At 36.1% G+C, this 22,977-nt stretch carries 22 protein-coding genes and 2 pseudogenes; 11 read left to right on the forward strand and 13 right to left on the reverse strand.

The window, feature by feature from the left end; all coding sequences use genetic code 11:
- Positions 1-149 precede the first annotated feature (149 nt).
- From M3183_RS22940 to M3183_RS22960, 5 genes are all read left to right on the forward strand, one after another.
- Entirely contained in the window at positions 150-1,157 is a 1,008-nt protein-coding gene (locus M3183_RS22940) for a DUF3231 family protein (RefSeq protein WP_251473353.1), read from the forward strand.
- 756 nt (positions 1,158-1,913) lie between these two features.
- Positions 1,914-2,216, forward strand: a complete 303-nt coding sequence (locus M3183_RS22945) for a hypothetical protein (RefSeq protein WP_251473355.1) — start codon at positions 1,914-1,916, stop codon at positions 2,214-2,216.
- A gap of 447 nt (positions 2,217-2,663) precedes the next feature.
- The gene (locus M3183_RS22950) at positions 2,664-3,086 is read left to right on the forward strand and encodes a hypothetical protein (RefSeq protein ID WP_251473357.1); all 423 of its coding nucleotides are present in this window, start codon (positions 2,664-2,666) and stop codon (positions 3,084-3,086) included.
- 47 nt (positions 3,087-3,133) lie between these two features.
- A complete protein-coding gene (locus M3183_RS22955) occupies positions 3,134-5,566 on the forward strand; it encodes a molybdopterin-dependent oxidoreductase (RefSeq protein ID WP_251473358.1) in 2,433 nt (810 codons plus the stop codon).
- Positions 5,567-5,694: 128 nt separating this feature from the next.
- Entirely contained in the window at positions 5,695-6,297 is a 603-nt protein-coding gene (locus M3183_RS22960) for a CBO0543 family protein (protein ID WP_251473359.1), read from the forward strand.
- Positions 6,298-6,428: 131 nt separating this feature from the next.
- Here the strand turns inward: M3183_RS22960 and M3183_RS22965 are convergent, their stop codons facing one another.
- Positions 6,429-8,021: a phospholipase D-like domain-containing protein gene (locus M3183_RS22965; RefSeq protein WP_311315400.1), complete on the reverse strand. Its 1,593-nt coding sequence runs from the start codon at positions 8,019-8,021 to the stop codon at positions 6,429-6,431.
- A 364-nt stretch (positions 8,022-8,385) separates the two neighbouring features.
- Here M3183_RS22965 and M3183_RS22970 point away from each other — a divergent pair, with 364 nt between their 5' ends.
- Together M3183_RS22970 and M3183_RS22975 are read left to right on the forward strand one after the other, a co-directional pair.
- Positions 8,386-8,793 (forward strand): CBO0543 family protein, encoded by a 408-nt coding sequence (locus M3183_RS22970; protein WP_285880882.1) that lies wholly within the window; start codon positions 8,386-8,388, stop codon positions 8,791-8,793.
- Positions 8,794-9,043: 250 nt separating this feature from the next.
- On the forward strand, positions 9,044-9,196 hold the full coding sequence (locus M3183_RS22975; RefSeq protein ID WP_152984793.1) for a lmo0937 family membrane protein: 153 nt from the start codon (positions 9,044-9,046) through the stop codon (positions 9,194-9,196).
- A 1,159-nt stretch (positions 9,197-10,355) separates the two neighbouring features.
- Here the strand turns inward: M3183_RS22975 and M3183_RS22980 are convergent.
- From M3183_RS22980 to M3183_RS22995, 3 genes and pseudogenes are all read right to left on the reverse strand, one after another.
- On the reverse strand, positions 10,356-10,607 hold the full coding sequence (locus M3183_RS22980) for a hypothetical protein (RefSeq protein WP_251473363.1): 252 nt from the start codon (positions 10,605-10,607) through the stop codon (positions 10,356-10,358).
- A pseudogene (locus tag M3183_RS27630) lies at positions 10,582-11,822 on the reverse strand (IS91 family transposase). The gene M3183_RS22980 and the pseudogene M3183_RS27630 overlap by 26 nt, the downstream one beginning before the upstream one ends.
- A gap of 98 nt (positions 11,823-11,920) precedes the next feature.
- The gene (locus M3183_RS22995; RefSeq protein WP_251473369.1) at positions 11,921-12,211 is read right to left on the reverse strand and encodes an ArsR/SmtB family transcription factor; all 291 of its coding nucleotides are present in this window, start codon (positions 12,209-12,211) and stop codon (positions 11,921-11,923) included.
- Positions 12,212-13,060: 849 nt separating this feature from the next.
- Between M3183_RS22995 and M3183_RS23000 the strand changes: the two genes are divergently transcribed.
- Positions 13,061-13,567 carry a YitT family protein gene (locus M3183_RS23000; protein ID WP_251473399.1) on the forward strand — a complete coding sequence of 169 codons (507 nt, stop codon included), beginning with the start codon at positions 13,061-13,063 and terminating at the stop codon, positions 13,565-13,567.
- Between the two features lie 108 nt (positions 13,568-13,675).
- On the opposite strand, the pseudogene M3183_RS23005 reads toward M3183_RS23000, so the two are convergent.
- From M3183_RS23005 to M3183_RS23040, 8 genes and pseudogenes are all read right to left on the reverse strand, one after another.
- Positions 13,676-13,810 (reverse strand): annotated as a pseudogene (locus M3183_RS23005) (DUF1657 domain-containing protein); the annotation flags it as partial.
- Between the two features lie 930 nt (positions 13,811-14,740).
- The gene (locus tag M3183_RS23010; protein ID WP_251473380.1) at positions 14,741-15,601 is read right to left on the reverse strand and encodes a DUF421 domain-containing protein; all 861 of its coding nucleotides are present in this window, start codon (positions 15,599-15,601) and stop codon (positions 14,741-14,743) included.
- Between the two features lie 17 nt (positions 15,602-15,618).
- A complete protein-coding gene (locus M3183_RS23015; RefSeq protein WP_017695336.1) occupies positions 15,619-15,825 on the reverse strand; it encodes a DUF1657 domain-containing protein in 207 nt (68 codons plus the stop codon).
- A 13-nt stretch (positions 15,826-15,838) separates the two neighbouring features.
- On the reverse strand, positions 15,839-16,189 hold the full coding sequence (spoVAE, locus tag M3183_RS23020) for a stage V sporulation protein AE (RefSeq protein WP_251473386.1): 351 nt from the start codon (positions 16,187-16,189) through the stop codon (positions 15,839-15,841).
- A 4-nt stretch (positions 16,190-16,193) separates the two neighbouring features.
- A complete protein-coding gene (spoVAD, locus tag M3183_RS23025; protein WP_251473402.1) occupies positions 16,194-17,204 on the reverse strand; it encodes a stage V sporulation protein AD in 1,011 nt (336 codons plus the stop codon).
- Positions 17,204-17,683 carry a stage V sporulation protein AC gene (gene spoVAC / locus M3183_RS23030; RefSeq protein ID WP_251473387.1) on the reverse strand — a complete coding sequence of 160 codons (480 nt, stop codon included), beginning with the start codon at positions 17,681-17,683 and terminating at the stop codon, positions 17,204-17,206. Before spoVAC ends, spoVAD begins: the two co-directional genes overlap by 1 nt.
- Positions 17,684-17,700: 17 nt before the next feature.
- Positions 17,701-18,174 carry a YhcN/YlaJ family sporulation lipoprotein gene (locus tag M3183_RS23035; protein WP_251473388.1) on the reverse strand — a complete coding sequence of 158 codons (474 nt, stop codon included), beginning with the start codon at positions 18,172-18,174 and terminating at the stop codon, positions 17,701-17,703.
- Between the two features lie 78 nt (positions 18,175-18,252).
- Positions 18,253-18,459: a DUF1657 domain-containing protein gene (locus tag M3183_RS23040; protein ID WP_066321969.1), complete on the reverse strand. Its 207-nt coding sequence runs from the start codon at positions 18,457-18,459 to the stop codon at positions 18,253-18,255.
- Between the two features lie 1,050 nt (positions 18,460-19,509).
- Here M3183_RS23040 and M3183_RS23045 point away from each other — a divergent pair.
- Together M3183_RS23045 and M3183_RS23050 are read left to right on the forward strand one after the other, a co-directional pair.
- Positions 19,510-19,785, forward strand: a complete 276-nt coding sequence (locus tag M3183_RS23045) for a hypothetical protein (protein WP_251473389.1) — start codon at positions 19,510-19,512, stop codon at positions 19,783-19,785.
- A 309-nt stretch (positions 19,786-20,094) separates the two neighbouring features.
- Positions 20,095-20,517 carry a hypothetical protein gene (locus tag M3183_RS23050; RefSeq protein WP_251473391.1) on the forward strand — a complete coding sequence of 141 codons (423 nt, stop codon included), beginning with the start codon at positions 20,095-20,097 and terminating at the stop codon, positions 20,515-20,517.
- Between the two features lie 231 nt (positions 20,518-20,748).
- Here the strand turns inward: M3183_RS23050 and M3183_RS23055 are convergent, their stop codons facing one another.
- Positions 20,749-22,254: a phospholipase D-like domain-containing protein gene (locus M3183_RS23055; RefSeq protein ID WP_251473393.1), complete on the reverse strand. Its 1,506-nt coding sequence runs from the start codon at positions 22,252-22,254 to the stop codon at positions 20,749-20,751.
- A 334-nt stretch (positions 22,255-22,588) separates the two neighbouring features.
- On the opposite strand from M3183_RS23055, the gene M3183_RS23060 reads away from it, so the two are divergent.
- On the forward strand, positions 22,589-22,977 hold a 389-nt coding region (locus M3183_RS23060; protein ID WP_251473395.1), incomplete at its 3' end, for a hypothetical protein.

A 22,977-nucleotide genomic window follows, 5' to 3' on the forward strand; every position in this document is an offset into this window, starting at 1 on the left:
CTATTTAGTATTACCTTTTTTACAGGGTTACCGAATCCCTTGTCAAACCAAAAAATTATTAATTTTCAATGCAATATTACATAATTGATAAAAAAATACCAGATACTTGTTATAGAATATAAAATTAATCTTAAAAAGGAATTGATAATATGGATAATAAAAAGGCTGCAAAGTTAACTGCGGGTGAGTTAGCACACTGTTGGGAACAGTTAATGATTAATAGTATGTCAAATGTTGTTTTGGAGTATCTGACCTTAACAACAGAAATAGAAGAAGTTAAATCTCTTTGTAGTGAGGCGGGGTCTATTTCTAAATCTGCTGTACAATTTTTTGAATCTGTTCTACGAAGTGAAAACTATCCAATCCCCAAATCCTTTAACATTAAAGATGATTTAAACCCAAATGCCTCTAAGATGTATACGGATGTTTTTATACTATTTTATTTAAATAATATCTCTAAAATTGAAATGTCCTTAACAAGTATGGCACTATCCGATTCAGTAAGGGAGGATGTCCGTAATTTTTTCCATGAACAATTAAAAAACATTTCAAGTTTATTTGAACGTACAACAACTATTCTACTGGAAAAGGGAGTATTTGTAAGACCTCCTTCAATTACTTCCACTCATGAAACAAACCCAATTGCAGATAAAGGATTTTTGGGTAACTTCTTTAATGATAATAGAGAATTAACGGCAAGAGAAGCAAATGAGCTACACAAAAATGTTTTTATTAATTATATTGGTAAAAACTTATTAATTGGATTTATTCAATCAACATCTAATCAGCAATTAATGAGTTTATTGCAACATGGAAAAGAATTATCTTTAAATATTATTGACAAATTAGGTGATATTTTAGTTCAAAATGATTTGCCTATTCCAATGACTTGGGATACGAATGTTTTGGATGGTAAAACATCTCCTTTTTCAGATAAATTAATATCTTATCTATTAGACCAACTTAGTCGTGATGGTATCGCCAGTTATGGGTATAGTGCAGCAGTAAGTATCCGAAAAGATTTAAAAACTACATATGCAAAAATAATTGCAGATGTGTATCAATATGAAGAAAATATAAAATCCTTTATGATAAAAAATGAGTGGATGGAGAAACCTCCTGTTGCACTAAATAGGGATAAGCTTGCACAAGACTAAAGAAAAATAAAGCTACCAAAGTACGGTAGCTTTTTGTTTTTTAAAGGAGTATTCCAAATCTCCTTTACCGCCTTTATACCGATCACCGAACGGACAGTAGACAGGTTTCCTACGAACTTATCCTGAGTTAACGACTCCCCCTCAGTTTTGATGACACCTCTATGCTTACGATACTTCTTCAGTGGTTCAATAGTTTTCGTCTCCTTAATATGTACCTGACAAAGTCTTGCTCTGCCTTTTCCTTAACGCTCAATACCATAGCTTTTGACTATAGCACCTTAAGGGGTTTGCAATCTCTACCTGTATAGCGATTGCGAGAGGCCTACTCTCATCTTAAGTGCAGCATAGCTTCCAGTGTGCTTAAGCACATTTTGGTTGCTTTCGTGGCACACAGTCATCAGCATAACGTACTAAATAACCTTCTTTTAAGTGAGTGCGCTTTTTTGCGAGAAGTTCACCTTCCCTAGTCTTAAATGATTTTTGATGGGGGAATAGTTCCCATTGATTCGCCACCCATTGGTCCAATTCATTTAGTGCAATGTTCGAAAGTAACGGTGAAAGTAAGCCGCCTTATGCAAAGAAAGTAATTATGCAAAGTATTCAATAAAAAAGCTATATTTTTAACGTCTCTAATCGATTTACTTCGCATAATATCCGAGAATGATATATGAGCTTGATGCTCAAATTATTTCGGGGGGAAATAAATATGGAAAGGAAATCACTAGCTTTATTGATTTATGATCTGGAGCAGGAAAAATGATTCGACTTGGCTACACTGAATGCACTTTGAATTTTTACAGGGGGCGGTGGCAGAAACTTCTTCATTATGCACAAGAGCGGGGTGAAACACACTATTCTGAACGACTTGGAATTGACTTTGTTGAAAAATACTTTAATATTTTCGAAAAAGATTTCGATAGAACTCTTTCTCAGTCAGAAACTCAAGAACTTTGTATTATTCGGATGATTGGTGATTTTCAACTTCACTCGACCATTTTACGTCGTTACTATAATCATAAGGAAATCCTCACGGATTCTTGCTTTATCGAAATCCAGTAATCATTTTAAGCAATACTGTGTAGATTATTCAAAAGTTACAATAGGGGTAGCGTCAGGGAAATGCGGATTTACAACGTTAAGGAAATTTCAATATTAAAAAGCCCAATTTCTTAGCCTAAAATCTAAGGGCTTTTCGTATGCATTAAAAGGGATACAACAAATTTTTACGGCTACACCGACTAAAAAAGGTACCTTGCTCTATTTAACCTCTGGGAAGGAGAGCATTACAATAAATCTTCCCAATAAGATAGAATCTTTTAGTCTCGCCCAAACTGTTCTGTAAGAAAAATGCTAAGTCGACTGTTTTAAAAAACTCACCAATTTCTTAATTTAAATGAAGGAAAATGATCCCATCCAAAGCATATTCCTCAAGTTATTGGGAAATTTAGTAAAGAATGTGAGCACTGCGCGCAGCGTTTTAATTTTTTAAGAAAGAGAGGAAATTTATTGTTAAAGCTGAAAGAATTATATTCAGACCTTCAAAACCAAACTGAAAAAGCAATAAAAGAAATAGAAAATTCTGATCACCCGATTGCGATTTTACTTCAAACTATTTTGAAAGAGCAACTGGAAATGATTAAAAAGCTAATGCAAGAGCTTTCAAATGATGGGGCTGAACTAAAGAACATGACAGAATTTCTGACAATTATTTATCATGATAATGAAATAGCCAATCCTACATTCCGAGCATGGAAAAGAGCGGTTGAATGGATGAGCCTTCCATACCTGGAATCAGTGAGAAATTTGGAGCCTTTGTTCCAGGAGATTAAGACCAACCTTGAACACTCAGCTGCCGAATTGGAAAGGATTTATGGGGCTAAGCAAACGAAGTATATCATTCCTTCTTTTTACATATCTGCCCTTCACTAACAGCAAGATCTTTTTTTCTCACAACCAATAACCAAGGAGGAAGTTCAATGTCCTGGGAAACTGAAAGAACCGATATAAATGTGTACAGCCAGGGAGATATTGATAAGTGGGTGTACAGTACCTGTAATATATGCTCAATCGGCTGCGGCTGCTATATAGCTGTGAAAGATGAAAAGATAGTTGGAATCAAGGGAAACAGTGCCCATCCCATTAACAGAGGCAGACTTGGCCCAAAAGGGGAAAATCAGTGGTATGCCAATAATAGCCCCGATCGTCTGTTAACTCCCATGATCCGTGATTCTTCCGGAAAGTTAGTTCCTGCAACATGGGATGAGGCGATGAATTTAATAGTAAAAAAAGCGACCGATTCTCTAAAACAGAAAGGGTCAAATAGCATAGCCATCTATTCAACCGGACAAGGTTTCTTAGAGGATTACTATACAATTGCAAAGATCGGCAGGGCCGGCTTGCAAACTCATTTACTAGATGCCAATACCCGGCTTTGTACAGCTACCACCGAATTTTGCTTACTACAATCATTTGGTGCAGATGGCAGCCCAGCTTCCTTTGATGATGTAGACGAAACTGAAACGCTCATGTTGTTTGGACACAATGTAGCTGAAACGGGTACAGTGCTGTTTGAACGGATCATGAACCGTAAGAAAAAAACAGGAAAACCGTTCATTATCACTGTTGATCCTAGAAGAACACTGACAGCAAAAGCCGCGGACATCCATCTTCAACTTTATCCTGGAACAAATGTGGCTCTTTTAAACGGAATCCTTCATCTGATTTTAAAAAATGGCTGGATTGATCAAAACTTTATTGATAATCATACAATTGGGTTTCAAGAAATGGAGGAATCCGTAAAAAATTGGACCCCGGAAAAAACGTCTGAAGTAACGGGGGTACCTATCGACTTACTCCTGCTTGTGGCAGCACAGCTAGGGAAAACTCCATCACTTATCACCACCACTCTGCAAGGAATCTATCAAAGCGCTGATGCGACAACAGCATGTGTCGCCATCAATAATTTGCATTTGATTAGAGGGTTAATTGGCAAGCCAGGCTGCGGACCACTCCATATGGCAGGACAGCCAAGCTCATCCGCCAACCGGACAGCAGGCGGGGTGGGAACTTTTCCAGCACAGCGGAATTCGGCCAATCCGTCACATATACAAGAGATGGCAAGGCTATGGAATGTAGAGGAAGCGAAACTTCCGGTGGGACCGGAAAAGGGTATTGAGGAACAAATTGATATGATGGAAATGGGCCAAATCGGCTTCTTTTGGAATATCGGCACCAATCCCATGGTTTCTCTTCCGAATAGACGGCGGGCCAAAGCAGCATTTGAAAAAACATTCGTTGTAGTTCAGGATCCTTTTTTAACAGAGACGGCCACGGTTGCAGATGTTGTTCTGCCAACTGCTTTGTGGGGGGAAAAAGAGGGAGTGATGGAGAATACAGAGCGAACGATAAATTTATTAAGAAAAGCCGTCAACCCACCGGAAGGAGTAAGAACTGATTTTGAAATTTTGTTAGATTTTGCAAAACGGATGGGTTTAAAGGATCGTGATGGAAATCCGTTAATTGATTACACTACAACAGAAGAATGCTTTGAAGAGTGGAAAAATGTCTCTCGTGGCCGTCCTTGTGATATGACCGGGATATCTTACGAAAAGTTAGAAAAGTATAATGGCCTTCGCTGGCCTGTAAATGAAGAGCATCCTGAAGGTACAACCAGACTATATTCTGATTTTAAATTTCCTACAGAAACAGAATATACCCAGAGTTTTACGAAACATCAATTTACAGGACGGCCTTTAACAAAACAAGAATATGAAAGGAAAAATCCAAATGGCCGGGCAATCCTTTATCCAATCACCTATTTGCCACCTGCTGAACAGCCGACAAAAGAGTATCCAATGTGGCTGACAACAGGACGACTTGTTTGGCATTGGCATACCAGGACAAAGACGGCTCGATCACCTTTTTTGCATGTTGCTGCTCCCCGGGGATATGTGGAAATCAATGAGGCAGATGCGGAGTTATTTTCACTTCTTCCCGGAGAACTTATTCGTATCTCGTCCCCACGTGGATGGATTGAGGTTCCTGCAAGAATTGGAAATGTGGTACAAAAAGGACTAGTGTTTGTTCCATTTCATTTTGGCAGTTGGGAAGGACGGGAAGCTGCAAATGAGTTAACAGCGGATTTTACCGATCCACTATCCAAACAGCCAACATTTAAGCAATCAGCATGTAAAATCGAAAAGTTGCGGACCCACCATATTGTTACTGAAGAAGATACTTTACAATCGCTGGCTAATCAATATGGCATATCCGTTGATAATCTACAAAAAGCCAACGCATTACTTTCACCCTACGATATTCAAATTGGAAAGATACTTGAGATACCGGCATCAACCATTAATGTACCAATACCACCGTATTTACCAGAGTTAAAGGGTGGCTCGTTTTAAAAAGGGAATTTTTATCTTTGTGAATAAAAAGAACTTATATGAAGGATTTTTCCCTTTTATTTCTTCCGGGGGTTCTAATATAATTTTCAAAAAAGCCCTCGGATTCACCATGGAAAGCCCGAAAGCTTGTGATTGTTGAAAAGGCAGGAAAAAGACCTGAAATGCCTACACATCTTCAAACCAAAAAGGCTTCCTCGTCCAGATTGTTAAATGAAGCTGAACAAAAATGGAGGTGCTATACATTGGGTAAAAAATTCGAAAAAAACCTTATAAAATTCCTTTATTTCTTCGGTATAAGTTCTTTTATATATTTAATTAAAAAACCACTTGCAAAGGACTGGCTCCTTGTTTTCTTTATAAAAAGTTATTATGCATCATTTGTCGATAATCTGGTTGTAAATAAAGGCTATGTTGAATATCCCACCCGATTACCAAAACAAGTTAAAACAAACGTGTTGTTTGATTACATACTTTTCCCAATTACTTGTGTCTTATATAATCAACTAACTAAAGATTCTCGCCTTATTCAGTGCCTTATAAAAGTTCTGTATTTCAGTGTACCGATGACAATTGCTGAGATATGGCTAGAAAAAAATACACAGCTTGTTAAATATAAAAACGGATGGAATTGGAAAATGACTTTTTACTCTCTCTCTTTTTCCTTTTTATTGGTTAGATTTACAATGTCTGTTATAAGACGTATCTTCAATAATAAATACGATTTATCTTAGATGGAGGTTGTTAATAAACAATAAGAATCAAAAAGAAAATAGGAACATATAAAAAATGATTAAATCTGCATATTTGTTTCTATTATTCGCAATTTTTTCTAAATTAACTTAAATCTCCTACTGATTTTCTGTTAATAAGCCCCGAAAACTGAATATAAAAAACTCAGAACATAAAAAGCCCTCAGATTTGAATCGTCTGAGGGCTTATGGAATGTATTATTATGATTATCTTCAAAATAAAAGTTAATAGCTATAACAGCGGAAAAAGAAGGCGAGCGTTGCAATAAATCATCCATTCGCAATGGGACAGAATCACAAAGGTCTTGCTCAAACTGTTCTGTAAGATCTATCGCCACATCTTTACTGTAAAAAAATTCACTCACTTCGTAATTCAAACGAAAACTTCTCATATCGTAGTTTGCTGCTCCCACTTCTGCTACTTCCCCATCGATAACCATCGTCTTCGCATGAAGCATTCCTTTGTTATATAAGTAGATTTGGACCCCTGCTTCCAATAACTCTCCATAATAAGTAAAGCTTGCACGTTCTACCATTTTTTGATTTACTTGACGAGGAACCAGCAATCTTATACGTACTCCACGTTGCACAGCCGTCTTAAGCCCCATAATAATATCCTGATCTGGTACAAAGTAGGGTGTGGTGATATCAACGGTCTTTGTGGCTTGTGTTAACCCTATAAAGTACGCTTGCCTAATAAAAGGTGTAGGAATACTTGGATTACCTTCTACTGTCTGAACATAGGCTTGGTGCATTTTCTCATTAGCCGGAACTTTATTCGTCTTTGTTCGCTCAACCGTTCCCAACTCTGTGCTCCATTCTGTCATCGTGGTAAATGGTTTTAACCTGCTGGTTTTAGGAATGATCGAGGAACCATCTTTTACTGTTCTTGTTTTCATTCCAGATTTCCCCCTTATGTGTTCAGGTGAGGCAATCTTCCAATGGTTCTCGAAAACCATTTTCAAATCAGCTGAAGCTTCACCAACTATTCTTACGTGAGTGTCACGCCAGTAGCCTACATTTGGCTTTAATCCAGTATATTCTTCCCCAATATTAATCCCACCGGTAAAAGCTTCTTTTCCGTCGATTAGGGCAATCTTACAATGATCCCGGTTATTCAATGTTGAAAATATCCAAGGGGGACGTAAAGGAAAAATAGTCCGACATTCTATTCCAGCATCCATCATCCGAAAAATCTGATTTTTGGATAATTTCCTGCTCCCCCAACCGTCTCTTATAAACCGGATATGTACACCTTCCAATGACCGTTCAATCGGTAAGTCCGTAATGCAGCTTCCGATTTCGTCGTCTCTATATATGTAATATTCAAGGTCAATCGTTTTTTGGGCGTTCTGTATAGATTCCATAAGTTTTTCATAAGTATTAATCCCATTTATAAGCACTTGTACTTGACCAGACTTTAATCCACTCCCGGTTAAATGTTTCAATGCTTTCGCTATCTGCTGAACTGAGTTGCCAAAGGAATCAGGAAGCATGTCTGATTCAGAAGAAATAAAAGCTGGCTTTTTACTTCGATTCATACGTATCGGATTTGATGTAATAAGATAGAGCCCAAAACCAATCACAGGGAAGATAAAACTAATGGTTATCCAATTTAAAGCCACTGCTGGTCGCCTTACCTCGCGAACCGCCATAATGATCATAAAAACAGTATTTAATAAATAGAGTCCAAAAATCCATACCAACATAAAGCACCCTCCTTTTTCTTTTAAAATGCACAAATGGTAACCCGTTTATAAGTATCTTTAAAATTTAGTTGCATAAGGAAAAAGTTGTAATGGGCCGCTAGAACCTTGGAAAAATAGCAAAGTCCCACTTAAGGAATACATTATCCCCAAAAGGCTAAAATAATTATAATTAAGTAATTAAGTAGTAATATTAATATTCTCTATTGACGTGGTTATAATAAGCACCCGCCATGAAAATATTGAGAAAGTCCGATTGTTGGAAGACAAGTTATTTGCGATGGATGCAATGGGGTGGTTGGAGTATGAGTTTTTAACATGGGAATGGTGGCTGTTGTTGTCCTTCTTCATTTCACCTTAGATTTTGTGGATAATCACAAAGAAACGAAAATGGCTAGTAGAATCCATACTTTTTGGAGTTATTGTAATGGTGATCACAATTTTATTTGACACAGTAGGGTTGCAATTTTCATTTTGGGAATATCCTATTGAATTTCTACCTGTAATTCCAAGGGCATTTCCGTTTGATGTTTCGGTGGTTCCTGTTGCATATATGTCGCTTTTCCAATATGCCCGAACATGGAAATCATTTATTTCAGCCCAAATCATCATGACTTTTGCATATGCTTTTATTGGGGAACCCTTATGTAAATGGATTAACCTTGTTTGCTATATTAAATGGAACTACCTGTATTCCTTCTTATATTACATTCTTCTTGGACTTGGAATTAGAGCGCTTATTTTGAATTGTGTTTCTGTTTCTAAGTCGTGATTCTGAAAAAATTCGTTGTCCCATTTAAAATGTTTTAATTAAAGCTGGTATAGCTGAATAAAAAAAGGGCGGCGCAGAAATCCCATCCTAATCACTAGTTTAAACACTACATTTAGTTCAAGCATAGCAGGCTGCGATGATTGCAAATAGAACAACTGCAACCGCGTCAGTCAGTTCATCAGTAGGATTAAATTATATATCTTTTTAGGAATATAACAAAATTATAGAGAATGAAAGAGGGTAAGCAACGATGCTTTGGACAATTATTGGTTTATTGCTTTTATTTTGGGTATTTGGGTTAATATTCCATATTGCAGGAGGAATAATTCACCTTGTATTAATAGTTGCAGCAGTTATGTTTATTATTAAGTTAGTTTCGGGAAGGAGTAGTGACAAAACTTAAAATTACTTAGGTTAAAAAGTCCAATCCTTCATTTATGTGTGGGATTGGCTTTTTATATTTTTTGCCGTTTATTAAGACCCGATTGGAATTTAACCTACAAAAAAATTTCTATCACCATTCCCCATCATATAACACCAATTTCAATAACTGTTATTATATCTTTTTAAGCTAATCAATAATGCAATAAGGGAGCACACCACGTTTGTTTGCAATTTGAAACTGCGAAATACAATTTGAAATTATTATCTCAAAGGTAAATGGTTCCCTTGTAAAGTCGGGTGTTAATGTCCAAATCGTACCATGAAACGGACAATTTGTGCCGTCAACGCAATTTTTTAGTTTAAATGCAGGAAAGTCGGACATTTTAACTCATCATCATGACGACACGTATTGACGCAACCACAGCCTTTTGACATGGTATTCGTCAAAATCAGGACATCTTTTACCGTCAACCTTTGGTCATAATAGCTTAGTAGTAACAGTAATTAACCAAAAACAATAGTGAATAAAAAATTTTAAGGAAATATACAAATAAGAAGAATTCGGTGCCTAAAATTGTATTCCCCTTTAGAAATAACAGCCTACTCCTAAGACGATAGTGAAACATAATATAGATGGAATTCATTAAAGAGGATAAAGGGAGTTGTGTGCTTTGAAAGGTATGGAAAAGTGTTCATTATGTGGAAGATATTTTTGGAAAAGTCAACTTTCATTATTACCAAATGGTTTATTTCGTTTTAACGAGAAATATTGTCCACAATGTTTTCCTGATGTGTTAGAAACACATACCGAACTTTATTATGAGCAAAAAACTTGGAATGAGATTCATTTGTGAACCTAAAAAATTAGATATGATAGAGGTTGTCCGAACATAAACACAAATATACGTTTCGTTTAAAAAAACCAAATACAAAAATCTGTCATGCGGCCTAGCTGAATTTCAGGTTTTTGTATTTTTTAATTCCTCTAAATTTGAAAGTGAATGAAACTAAAGGTTAGCTCTTTAGAGATAGACACTAAAAAAGTGGACAAATTAGCCACTTTTCTGGGTCAAACAATTAAGGAATAATACATTATACATTCGGTTGAATTTTTATAATACCAGAACCAAGAACAAAATCGCTAACGCGACTTAAATCACGTCCCAAGTGAAGGTTATTCACTTGGGATATTCCTTCGCCTGTCGCATGGTGCCATTACAAAAAGGGCAGACTACTTCCACTTCTTCGTTTTCATCCAGATCAAATCCGAACTCTTCAACTACATATTCCGGAACCTCGTCTTCTTTTCCACAATCCAAGCATTTAAAAATAAGTATTTTTATGTCTTCATTTAAACCAAATGGATCCTCTTCATCCAATGATTCCAAAAACGCTTTATTCAAATCATCCTGTTCCTTGCTTTTGGCCAAGATTGTACCTCCTTATATTTTTCACGCATTCCATATCCTCCATGTAATGATACAGGAAGCCATAGTCCGCATGCCATATTTCAACTAAATCCATCTCACGATGGCAATGGGGACAAATAAATGGATCCTTATCAAATGCTTCTATCATACGTTGTCTATAAGTTTTCTTTTTCCTCTTACTTTCAAGTAATATTGAAAGTTGTTTAGTCCTCATAAAAGCATACAGGCTCAATACCTGATTAGCTTTTTTATATGACCTTCTGCTATACAAACCAAAGCGACCAACCATTCTAAAATGCTTGGGTTGAATATGCTGTATTAACTTAAAAAGGAATCTATATACAGGCAGGGCTTCATCGACCCTCTTACCCGTTTGATGGTCTTCATACCAAAAGTGCACAGTTTTTCCATCATATTTTACGACTCTATACTCTGCAATAGCTGGCCTAGCTAAATATCTGCCTATGTATTTTGCTGCACCTTTGGCATCTTTCATTTTTCGTTCTGCATTTACATAGAACCCTTTTTGATAACGCTTATATAAATCATTAACAAGCCTTATAACAGATTGGTTATTCGGAAACCATGACTTTAATAAATCTAGTAAAACCTTTTGCCATGATTTTCTTAAATATTCGTAGGGGATAAACTCAGTGGGTACCCATTCATTGCGATTATCGAGGGCACCTTCTGTAACTAAAGTGTGGATATGAGGGTTAAACTTAAGGTCTCTGCCAAAGGTATGTATAACAGTAATAATACCAACTTGTAATTGGCGTTTTTTACTCTTCCTTTGAAAGTAAAATTGAAATACCTCTGCAACCTTTTTACTTAGTTCATTTAATTTTTTTCTATCTTGAAAAAAGACATTTCTTAATTCCTTAGAATCGTAAAGACCATATGGCGATGCAGAACGTTAAAAATCAGCTCCTGTTGTTTATCTGACCAATCATCAGTATATTTCTTACCACATTTATGGCAGAAACGGCTTTTACAAGTAAAGCAAACAAATATAGGATTAGGTCCACCTTCACATCCTAGACATTCATATCGTGCATATCCCAAATCACTAGTACCACATCTCATTGCTTTTACTACTGTTTCCTTAATGTCTTCACGATATGATTCCGGAAACCGATCCGAATGCATTTTCCAAAATCCATCAAAATGGTCCTTCAATATACGTTTGATTACCCCACTGTTACCTTTAGTCATATCAAAACCTCGCACACCATATACGAACATTTTACCGAACAATTATCCACAGGTCGAGAAATTTATAATTTCCTAAACGACAAAAAAATTTCCTAGATTTATAACAAATCTAGGAACCCTGGTAAATATTTTCCAAATGTATCTTCTCTTAATTTAACATATTTATTGCGAGTTTCTTTACGAGTGGATATTAATCCTGCGTCCCTCAACGTTTTAAAATGGTAAGAAGCTGTTGATTTTGAAATATTAATTTTTTCGCCTACCTCTCCACAGCTTAATTCTCCCTTTTTATCCCTAATCACCCTAATAATTTCCAACCTGGATTCGTCAGCTAATGCTTTAAAAATTTGTATTTTAATTTGGTCTTCGTTTTTTTGTTCGATAGTCATAAAACTATCATATATATGTTTTTCAAAAATAACAAGTTAAAAGTAATATTCCACTTGCTTTGTTAGAGCACTACAAGAAAAGGATCGCCATAGTGATTCTTTTCTTTAACTCTTGCAACTATTAGTTTAAGCATATTCTTTCACAAAGTTCTTTCTCATCCCTGTAAAATCAAGTTATTTCCCCTTTCTTTTTTGTCTTTTACTCTAATTCAACAAACCTCCCGTTAGCCACCCATGCAGCAGAGCTGCACCACAAAGATTGAAAATGGTTAAGAACTGTCAATACTGATACTGACCTTAATCCAGTCACGCCCTGGCTTTTTGACAATCGAGCAGGGTCTCTTAAGTATTGTCTATTTTCATGTCTAAAGGAAACTTATTTTCATGGTAGTAAAAAAGCGACTGCTCAATTTGAACAATCGCTCTTGTTACCTTTATATCACTTTCCAAGAATTTTAGGATTTTCAAAATATAAGCCTAACACATATCCACAATTCGAACAGTAATATGAGGATATTGGTGATGATTGACTTCTTGGATTATTGTAGGAAAACATATGAACTACTGCATTCCCTGACCGAATAATCCCCTTTTCAATTTGACTGTTATTACATTTTGGACATACTTTTTCTTCCATATTAAATCTCTCCAATCCCCAAAAACCTAAGTATTTGAGTTTTGTCCATCTATAATATTTACGAATTACCAATAATTTAGTTTCATTTTCTTATTCAGCTCTTCTGCTTCTTTAGCACAAAAAGCAAAAAAGACCGCCTCCACGAAGGCTGGTTCCTAAGCATTTTATAAATTAATTTAATATCATAAAATTTACCTGTGCCATTCTTACCTGTGAATGGGTTCCTAGTTCCTCATCATTTAATAGACGGTGGAATTGTTGGAATCGCACTATTACTCCATTATTTTTTTAAATTTCCAACTGGTATTATAATGGTGGGGTTGAGTATCCCTATTTGTATATTTTCCTCATTAAATAAAAAAGAGTATTTTTTTAGTAGTTTGCAAGGCTTATTGGTTTCGTCCTTATTCATTGATTTACTTGCTCCTCTTCGTTTTCAATTTTTTATTCCCCAACTTGCAAGTGCACTAATTGGAGGTGCAATAATTGGAGTTGGAGTTGGTCTAATGCTGCGATATAAAACAAGCACTGGAGGAACTGACTTACTAGCTGAAATTATTTCCGAAACTTTTTCGTTAAATATTGCACTTGTAATTATACTGATAGATGGAATTATTGTGTTGGCAGGTCTGGCTTTATTAAAATTAGATGCCTTCCTTTATTCATGTATAGCTATTATCGCTGTGGGTTTCATAACATCCTTAATTAAAGGAAAATAATCTTTTATGGGACCAAAAGCTAACCTTTATTAAATTCCCTCCATGTTTTACCAGTAATGGAATGCTTAAAAAAGGTTGGTCTCTCAACCAACCTTTTCGCCATACTCATTATTGTTGTTTGTATTGAGGTTCTTCTTGTTCAATTTGTTGAACACGTGGTTCTACATTATTGCTAACGGATTGGGTTTGTTTAGCGGCATCTTGGTAGAGCTGTTTGGCTTGTTGATTGTTTGTACCAAGAGAAACAAAATCGTCCAGGACGAATGCCTAGTCGATTTTGTTTGTTCCTCTGTTATTTAAAGCAAGTCTTTTTATGGCCATCGAAATTAGAAAAAACTCTGCGCTTTATATAGGTAAATGTCTAGACCTTGATCATTAAGGGAGCATAGTATAGCTTTGAATATTTAGAAAGTTAAAATCATAAAGGGAGTTGTTTTTTACTATGAATAGGGAAATTTGCACCTCTTGTTAAAACTATTTTTGGATAAATCAACTATCACTGTTACCTAATGATTGGCTTCGTACTGACCAGCGTAAATATTATTACCCTAGATGCTATCCTGAAATCTTAGAAGAACAAACTAAACTTCTTTTTTATGAATTTTAGTTCGTTTAGTCCTAGGACTGTAACAAGTTATGCAAAGTTTTTAAGATGAACCATCGTCAAGGAAAGCGATCCCATTCGCTTAGTTCGGGACCATTGGCTTTGTTTTTGACCGCGTCTCGAGAAAGCGGTTTCTTTTTGAACGAAATTTTCAATTAAACATATAAAAAGGCAAAAATGATATAGAATAGTGTCTATTCCACTTTATCTATATCATTTTTACTTTTAATCGTTTTTTGTTATTTTAGTTATCCTCAGTAAGTCTAGGATTAACAATCAAGGAAGTAATCATTCCAATAATACAAATTATCATGCAGGAAAAAAGGAATGCTTTTTATCCTACATATTAAACGCTGCTGTTACAATTAGATATCAATTAAGAAAATAAAAAATGTTCGTTTATGGAATCATGCAAATATAAATAAAGGAAGACTCAAAAGAAACAAACCTAATCCTGTTGGAAAGCGATAATCATAATGCAGGATAAGGGCAATACTTAATAAAGTTATTAACCCATATATGTTGTTCATTTTTTTGGAAATTTGAAAAATCAATGTATTTTTATAATTTCAAGCTTTTAAAATAGGGGTCACTTTATCAATAGCTTCTTGTAATTTTTGACTGTTTAACTTATACATTTGTTTGGCCTCCTTTGATTCAGTTCCAAGAGCAAATAATTCTAAATCTGCTTGGCACTTTTTCAAGGTTGAAAGGATTAAAGGCCTTTCTTGAGGGGGAGCGACTTGTAATTTATCGTCAAACAAGTCCACTGTTAGCTCACCATAGGAATTTAATTGTCCAAGGAATACATTTTCTATCGTAACCCCTAATTTTTCTAATTCAGTATGTAACCAAGCTCGACTTCGACCAATGGTGGCAAGTGGCTCATCCATTACTATACCATCCATAATGACAGTCTGGGGCTCTTTAACTGAAGCGGTCGTTAAGTTTAGATCCTTTGCTGTTAAAGGTTGATTCTCTTTTTTTAACATCACGGATAAATCCCCCGTTGGCTCTAATACCGCAAATTCGACATCAGCTACCTGAAAAACATCTTTTTTTCGAAGTAATTCTAATAACTCATCCGTTGTGTATCTTTCTTTTTTTAGATTATCTTCCATGATTTTTCCATCTTTGATAAATACAGATCCTTTCCCTTCTACAAAGTCACGGAGCTTTTTACTTTTTAAAGAAATGAGACTAACTAAATAAGGGATCGCTGCCATTGTCACAATTGCTAGTCCACCTATAAAAATGCTATGTCTGACTTCAAGAATAACGATTGCTGCAATTCCTCCTATCGTAATACCTGTTACATATTCGAAGAAAGAAAGTTGGGATAGTTGCTTTTTACCTAGAAATTTTGTGATAAAAAACAGAACAATCATAAACAAAATAACTCGAGAAACAACATTTAGCCAAAGAGGCATTAGTAGACCCTCCTATCTTAAAATCCTTTATATTGGAATTCTTCGCGTTCTAGTTCTCCAATTCGTTTTTTTAAATCCGTTACTACCTCATGTAAAATCATCATAGTTTCATGTAGTGTGCGTTTCGATTCATTATCTAGAGTTCGTAATGCTAAACTTGAAAGACTGGCTTCTACACCTTTAAGGCTGGCAAGTGACTGTTTTACATCTGATGCAATTGTCATTCGATATCCTCCCTTATCCCTTTGGTTTAAAAATCAGCGCACCTAGAAACCCAAAAATAATAGCAGCAGAAATACCCGCACTTGTGACTTCAAAAATACCCGTCATAAGCCCAACCAAACCATGTTGTTCAGCTTCTTGCATAGCACCATGAACAAGTGCATTCCCAAAGCTTGTAATAGGAACAGTAGCACCAGCTCCAGCAAAATCAATTAATGGCTCATATAATCCAAATCCATCTAAAAGGGCACCAATCACTACCAGGGCACTTAAGGTATGGCCAGGAGTTAATTTAAATACATCAAACATAATTTGCCCAATAACACAAATTAAACCGCCTACGGCAAAGGCCCAAAAATAGATCATATTATTATTCACCTCCGTATTCAATCGACACTGCATGGGCAATACAAGGGATGGTTTCATTTTGCTGAAAGGACAATGGTGAGAGTAAAGCACCTGTAGCTACGACTAACATTTTTTTAAATTCTCCTTTTTTCATGCGGTTTAACAGATGGCCGTATACCACTGTTGCTGAACAGCCTGCACCACTTGCCCCAGCTAAAACAGGTTGTCCTTCCCGATAAATCATAAGACCACAATCTTGGTATTGTTCTTCATTAATAGGAGTTCCGTGCTTTTTAAATAGATCCATGGAAACTTCCTGTCCAATCTGGCCCAGGTCCCCGGTTACAATTAAATCGTAATAAGATGGCTTAACATTTCGTTCCTTTAAATGGGCTTCAATGGTATCAACCGCAGCTGGCGCCATAGCTCCTCCCATATTAAATGGATCTGTCAAGCCCATATCAATCACACGTCCAATTGTGGCAGAAGTGACACGCGGTCCTTCCCCAGAATCACATAAAAGGGCCGCACCCGCACCAGTAACAGTCCATTGTGCTGTAGGGGGTTTTTGACCGCCGTACTCAGTTGGATAACGAAATTGTTTTTCAACAGCTGTATCATGACTAGATGCTCCGGTTAATAAATATTTCGCTCCTTTTGTATTCACAATATAAGCACCTAGAGCCAGTCCTTCCATAGACGTGGAGCAGGCACCGAATAAACCAAAATACGGCGCTCCAATTGTTCGACTAGCGAAACTTGTTGGGGTGATCTGATTGATTAGGTCCCCAGCTAGAATAAATTGAACTTGCTCCTTTTGGATGCCCCCTTTTTCCATGGCTTTTTGACAGGCTTCTTCAAAAAGGACTTTATGTGCCTTTTCATAGGAATCCTGTCCAAGCCATAAATCAGCATGAAGAAGATCGAAATCTTCTGCGATCGCTCCGTTTGCTTCAAATGGTCCACCAACTGTTCCAGTAGAAAGTATCACAGGTTTTTGTTCGAAGATCCATGTACGATGACCTGCGAGCATCATAAACCACCCCACCTTATTAAAATCGTCTTTACTAAAGCAATAACAAATGCAGAAAAAACACCAAATAATATGACCGACCCAGCTAATTTAAACATATTGCCTCCGACACCTAATACAAACCCTTCGGTTCGATGTTCAATAGCAGCTGAAATAACAGCATTACCAAATCCGGTAACTGGAACTGCCGAACCAGCTCCTCCAAATTGAGCAATTCGATCATAAACCCCAAATCCTGTAAGAAGCATAGCAATAAAAATTAATGTACCCACAGTTGGATTTCCAGCCGTTTGGTCTGTGAAATTAAAATAGTAAATGTATAAGTCTTGAATAACCTGGCCAATAAGACAAATCAGACCACCTGTTAAAAAGGCCTTTATACAATTTTTAAAAACGGGTCTTTTGATCTCTCGATTTTTTTGCAATTTTTGATATTCTTGTTGCACTGGGGTTAGTTGTTTCTTTTGATTATTTGACATAGCTTGACCCTTTCTCTTTACGTTTGCTCTTTCATTAGATTTTTAATTTTATTAAAATCATTTTTTAAGCTCTTCTTATCTGTGTTGCCTTTTTGAAGTTTTTGTTCTAATTGTTCCAATTCCCAAAACATTTTTTTATCTGTTGAAACAATTATTTCATGGTTTGGGTACATTTTTTCCAAGTCGGACTTTACTGACTTTTCAATTTTCTTTAATCGAAAGCGATCAAAATTATCAACTTTTATTGCTGCAAAAAGCTCTTTTTCTGTATTCACAGCCTTTACATCTGAAATTTCTTCTTTGGCAATAATTTTTTCTTTAGCCCTATTGGCAACTGATTGATCGATGGGTTTAGTCGTATGTACCAGTGAGACACCTAAATCATTGTTATCCTTCTCTAATTGATTTTGATTATTGTTACATCCTGTTCCAAACCCAATCACGGCTAAAATGGAAAGAAAAATTTTCATTTTGGTTTTTTTATCTTTCATGAAACCATCTCCGTTTTTCCCATTATTTAAGGCGCGTAAAAAAGGTTGGCCTCCCAACCAACCTTTTTTTCTTACTCATTATTGTTGTTTGTATTGAGGTTCTTCTTGTTCGATTTGTTGAATTCGTGGTTCTAGGGTGTCAATAACAGATTGGGTTTGTTTAGCAGCATCTTGGTAAAGCTGCTTTGCCTGTTGATTATCTGTACCTAGAGCAAATGTTTCGAAACTTGCTTGTGCACTTTTTAATCCTGCTAATGTCTGTTTTACTTGAGTAATCACTGTCATGATGAAATCCTCCTTGAATTTTTTTACCTTTTTAGATTGTCAAATCAGAATTTTCTTCTTTGGCAAATTCTTTTCGGGAATATAGACCTAAAATTACTTTTGGCGAATAGCACGATTTTTTCTGTAGTAACCTCGTTTCCAGATCCCCATCAGTTCTTCTATTTGGTGACGATTATAGGATTGCGATGAATCATCTTTTTGGGTAATGTGTCTCATCTCAAATTTTTTCACCGTTCCCTTTAGTGAACATCATTAAACATAGATGTTGCCTCTGCTTTGCTTTAATTTGGTTAGTAATCAATTTGATTTGCCATGCCATTCCTCCTGTTTATGATTTAGTACAAAAGTATTATTCTTCGAATAAAATGTTTTATTCTCAATTCTAAAAATTTTCCTATCCCCGCTATCAACCTCAGTATTTATTTATAATTCATTATAGGTATACAACGTTTTAATTTCCTTCTGCCTTCATAGTTCTTTTTTACCGTGTATCTCTTTCATTTTAAATTAGGGATATTAACCCAAGAATAAAAATAGGTAAATGCATATTCTGGATTAAAAATGAAATGAAGGTGCTTTTCATGAATCCAGAACCGCAATATGATTACAATTTATCTCAGGAAAATAATCAGGTTGAAAATTTAGACCAAAGGATTTGGGGTATAAGGCCATTTTTCTTTAGACCCATTTTTAGACCGTTCCCTTTTAGACCTTTTTTTGGGGGCCATATTGGGCTAACCCTTTTCTAGGCGGTTTATTAGGAGGTTTATTAGGTGGCTTATTAACGGGGTTGATATTACGACCATATGGATTTTGGTATGCTTATCCTTATTATTATTATCCGTATTATCCGTATATTCTTTTTTAGCATCACGAACAAATGTTCGGTTTATCTTTCCATTAAAGAGATTATTACACTTAATAAACAAGAAAATGGGACCTCATTGAGAAGTCCCATTTTTTTTTTGGGGAAAAATGATCCAATATAGGTAAAAAATTTTAATGAATACTACCAGTTAGAATAAACAAAGAATAAACGAGAAAATCACAATGGAAAGGGCGGTAAAAATGAATCTTAAGTGGTTAAGACTATTACCAACAGTTTTTCTTTCTATCTTCCTGTTATTGGGGTGTAATAATAGAGATGAGGATAATAATCCACCTCCACCTGAAGTGGATGTAAATCCAGGGACAGAAGAACCAATTGAAGATCCTCAAGACGCAGCAGATCCAGATAATATTGATGAAAATAACGTAAACACTGATAAAGAAGAACCAATTGAAGATCCTAAAGATGTAAATGACCCAGATAATAAAGATGAATAAAATTAAACACCGTTTGTTCCGCAAACGGTGTTTTTCTATGTATCAAGGCTCGAGGCAAAAGTCGATAGAGTGTGGAAGGCAATACCTGGGTAATCTCCTCCAATAATCTAAGAATCATTAAGTCTCGTCCAAACTGTTCTGTAAGAGTAATGCTAATTCGATTGTTTTAAAAAACTCACCCAATTTCTTAATTTAATTGAAGGAAAATAATCCCATCCAAAGTATATTCCTCAAGTTATTGGGAAATTTAGTAAAGAATGTGAGCACTGCGCGCAGCGTTTTAATTTTTTAAGAAAGAGAGGAAATTTATTGTTAAAGCTGAAAGAATTATATTCAGACCTTCAAAACCAAACTGAAAAAGCAATAAAAGAAATAGAAAATTCTGATCACCCGATTGCGATTTTACTTCAAACTATTTTGAAAGAGCAACTGGAAATGATTAAAAAGCTAATGCAAGAGCTTTCAAATGATGGGGCTGAACTAAAGAACATGACAGAATTTCTGACAATTATTTATCATGATAATGAAATAGCCAATCCTACATTCCGAGCATGGAAAAGAGCGGTTGAATGGATGAGTCTTCCATACCTGGAATCAGTGAGAAATTTGGAGCCTTTATTCCAGAAGATTAAAACCAACCTTGAACACTCAGCTGCCGAATTGGAAAGGATTTATGGGGCTAAGCAAACGAAGTATATCATCCCTTCTTTTTACATATCTGCCCTTCGCTAACAGCAACATCTTTTTTTCTCACAACTAATATCCAAGGAGGAAGTTCAATGTCCTGGGAAACTGAAAGAACCGATATAAATGTGTACAGCCAGGGAGATATTGATAAGATTTTTCCCTTTTTATTTCTTCCCGGGGTTCTGATATAAATTTTCAAAAAAGCCCTCAGATTTGAATTGTCTGAGGGCTTATGGAATGTATTATTATGGTTATCTACAAAATAAAAGTTAATAGCTACAACAGCGGAAAAAGAAGGCGGGCCCCTTGCTGCATTAACCGCTGTAAAGGAGAGCGTTGCAATAAATCCTCCATTCGCAATGAGACAGAATCAATAAGATCCTGCTCAAATTGTTCAGTAAGGTCTTTTGCCACGTCTTTACTGTAAAAAAATTCACTCACTTCGTAATTCAAGCGAAAACTTCTCATATCATAGTTCGCTGCTCCTACTTCTGCTACTTCCCCATCAATAACCATCGACTTCGCGTGAAGCATTCCTTTGTTATATAGGAAGATATGAACCCCTGCTTCCAACAACTCTCCGTAATAAGTAAAGCTTGCACGTTCAACGATTTTTTGAGCCGGTTGACGAGGAACCAGCAATCTTACACGTACTCCACGTTCCACTGCCGTCTTAAGTCCCATAATAATATCTTGGTCTGGTACAAAGTAGGGTGTGGTAATATCAATGGTCTTTGTGGCTTGTGTTACCCCTATAAAGTAAGCCTGTCTAATAAAGGGCGTAGGAATACCAGGATTGCCTTCCACTGTCTGTACATAGGCTTGGTGCATTTTCTCAATGTCCGGAACTTTATTCGCGTTTGTTTCTTCAATAGTTCCGAGCTCTGTGCTCCATTTTGTCATCTTGGTAAATGGTGTTGCTAAGCTGGGTGAAGGAATAGTTGAGGAATCATCTATTCCTGTTTTTGTTATCATTCTAGATTTTGTCCTTTTTTGTTCCGGAGAAGCTATATTCCAATGGTCGTCGAAGATATTTTTCAAATCAGCTGAAGCTTCACCCACTATTCTTACATGAGTGTCGCGCCAGTACCCAAAATTTGGATTTAACCCAATATATTCATCCCCAATATTAATCCCACCGGTAAAAGCTTCCTTACCGTCGATTAGGACAATCTTACAATGATCCCGGTTATTCAAAGTTGAAAATATCCAAGGGGGACGTAACGGGAAAATCGTCCGACATTCAATTCCTGCATCCATCATCCGAAAAATCTGAGATTTGGATAATTTCCTGCTTCCCCAACCATCTCTTATAAACCGGATATGCACACCGTCCAATGACCGTTCAATAAGTAAGTCTGTAATACGCCTTCCAATTTGGTCGTCTCTAAATATGTAATATTCCAGGTCAATCGTCTTTTTGGCGTTCTGTACAGATTCCATCAGTTTTTCATAAGTTATAATCCCATTTATAAGCACCTGTACTTGACCAGACCTAAAACCACCCACGGTCAAGTGTTTCAACGCTTGTGCAATCACCTGAGCTGAGCTTCCAAAGGAATCAGGCAGCGTGTCTGATTCGTCAAAAGTAGAAGTCGGCTTTTTATGGCGATTCATACGGATCGGATTTGATGTAATCAAATAGAGCCCAAAACCAATCACAGGAAAAATAAAACTAATGACTATCCAATTTAAAGCCACTGCTGGTCGCCGTACCTCGCGAATCGCCATAATGATCATAAAAACAGTGTTTAATAAATAAAGCCCAAAAATCCATCCCAAAAAAAGAACCTCCTTTTACCCTTTAAAATGTACAAACAGTAGAGCGTTTATAAGTACCTTTTATAATTTTTAAACATTATAAGGTACCTATATTACCTTGTTTTTCTATCTAAGGTTGCCCAAAATGATAATTTTAATAAATATCAATATACTTCATCTTTTCTAAACTGCTACATTAGCCACAAAAAAAGTGCTTAAGAGCAGTTCTTTATTTAATTAAATCCAGGCTTAGCAATACTGGTTGGGAATTTGTTCTTAAACAATGATAAAAGCACGAGAGATGGGATAGGTAAACGCGTACTCTTTATAGCAAAAAGAAATGAGGACTGTTTTTATGAATACAGAAGTACAGGTTATGCCACAGCAAGCTGATATAACAAATAAAGAGGAACGAATTATAAGGAGACCGTTTTTTGTAAGACCATTTTTTGGGCGACCTCCTTTTTTCTTGCGACCTCCATTATTTTGGAGACCCTATTTTGGAAACCCCTTTCTAGCAGGATTACTCGGTGGAGTATTAGGCGGTTTATTGGTCAGTACATTAGTTGGACCTTATAGATATGTTTACTGGTATCCATATTCTCGATACCCCTATTACCCACTAGCGTTGCACGCCATTAAAATATTCCCATATTTTCAAAAAATAGTATTTACACACAATAAAAAAACTCCTATTGTAGAAGTTGTTGACCTTGTTTTGTTCCCTTTAACAAACAAGTCTTC

Origin of the sequence: Neobacillus mesonae (assembly GCF_023715155.1) — a bacterium.
In the GTDB taxonomy this organism is placed as follows: Bacteria; Bacillota; Bacilli; order Bacillales; family Cytobacillaceae; genus Neobacillus; species Neobacillus mesonae_A.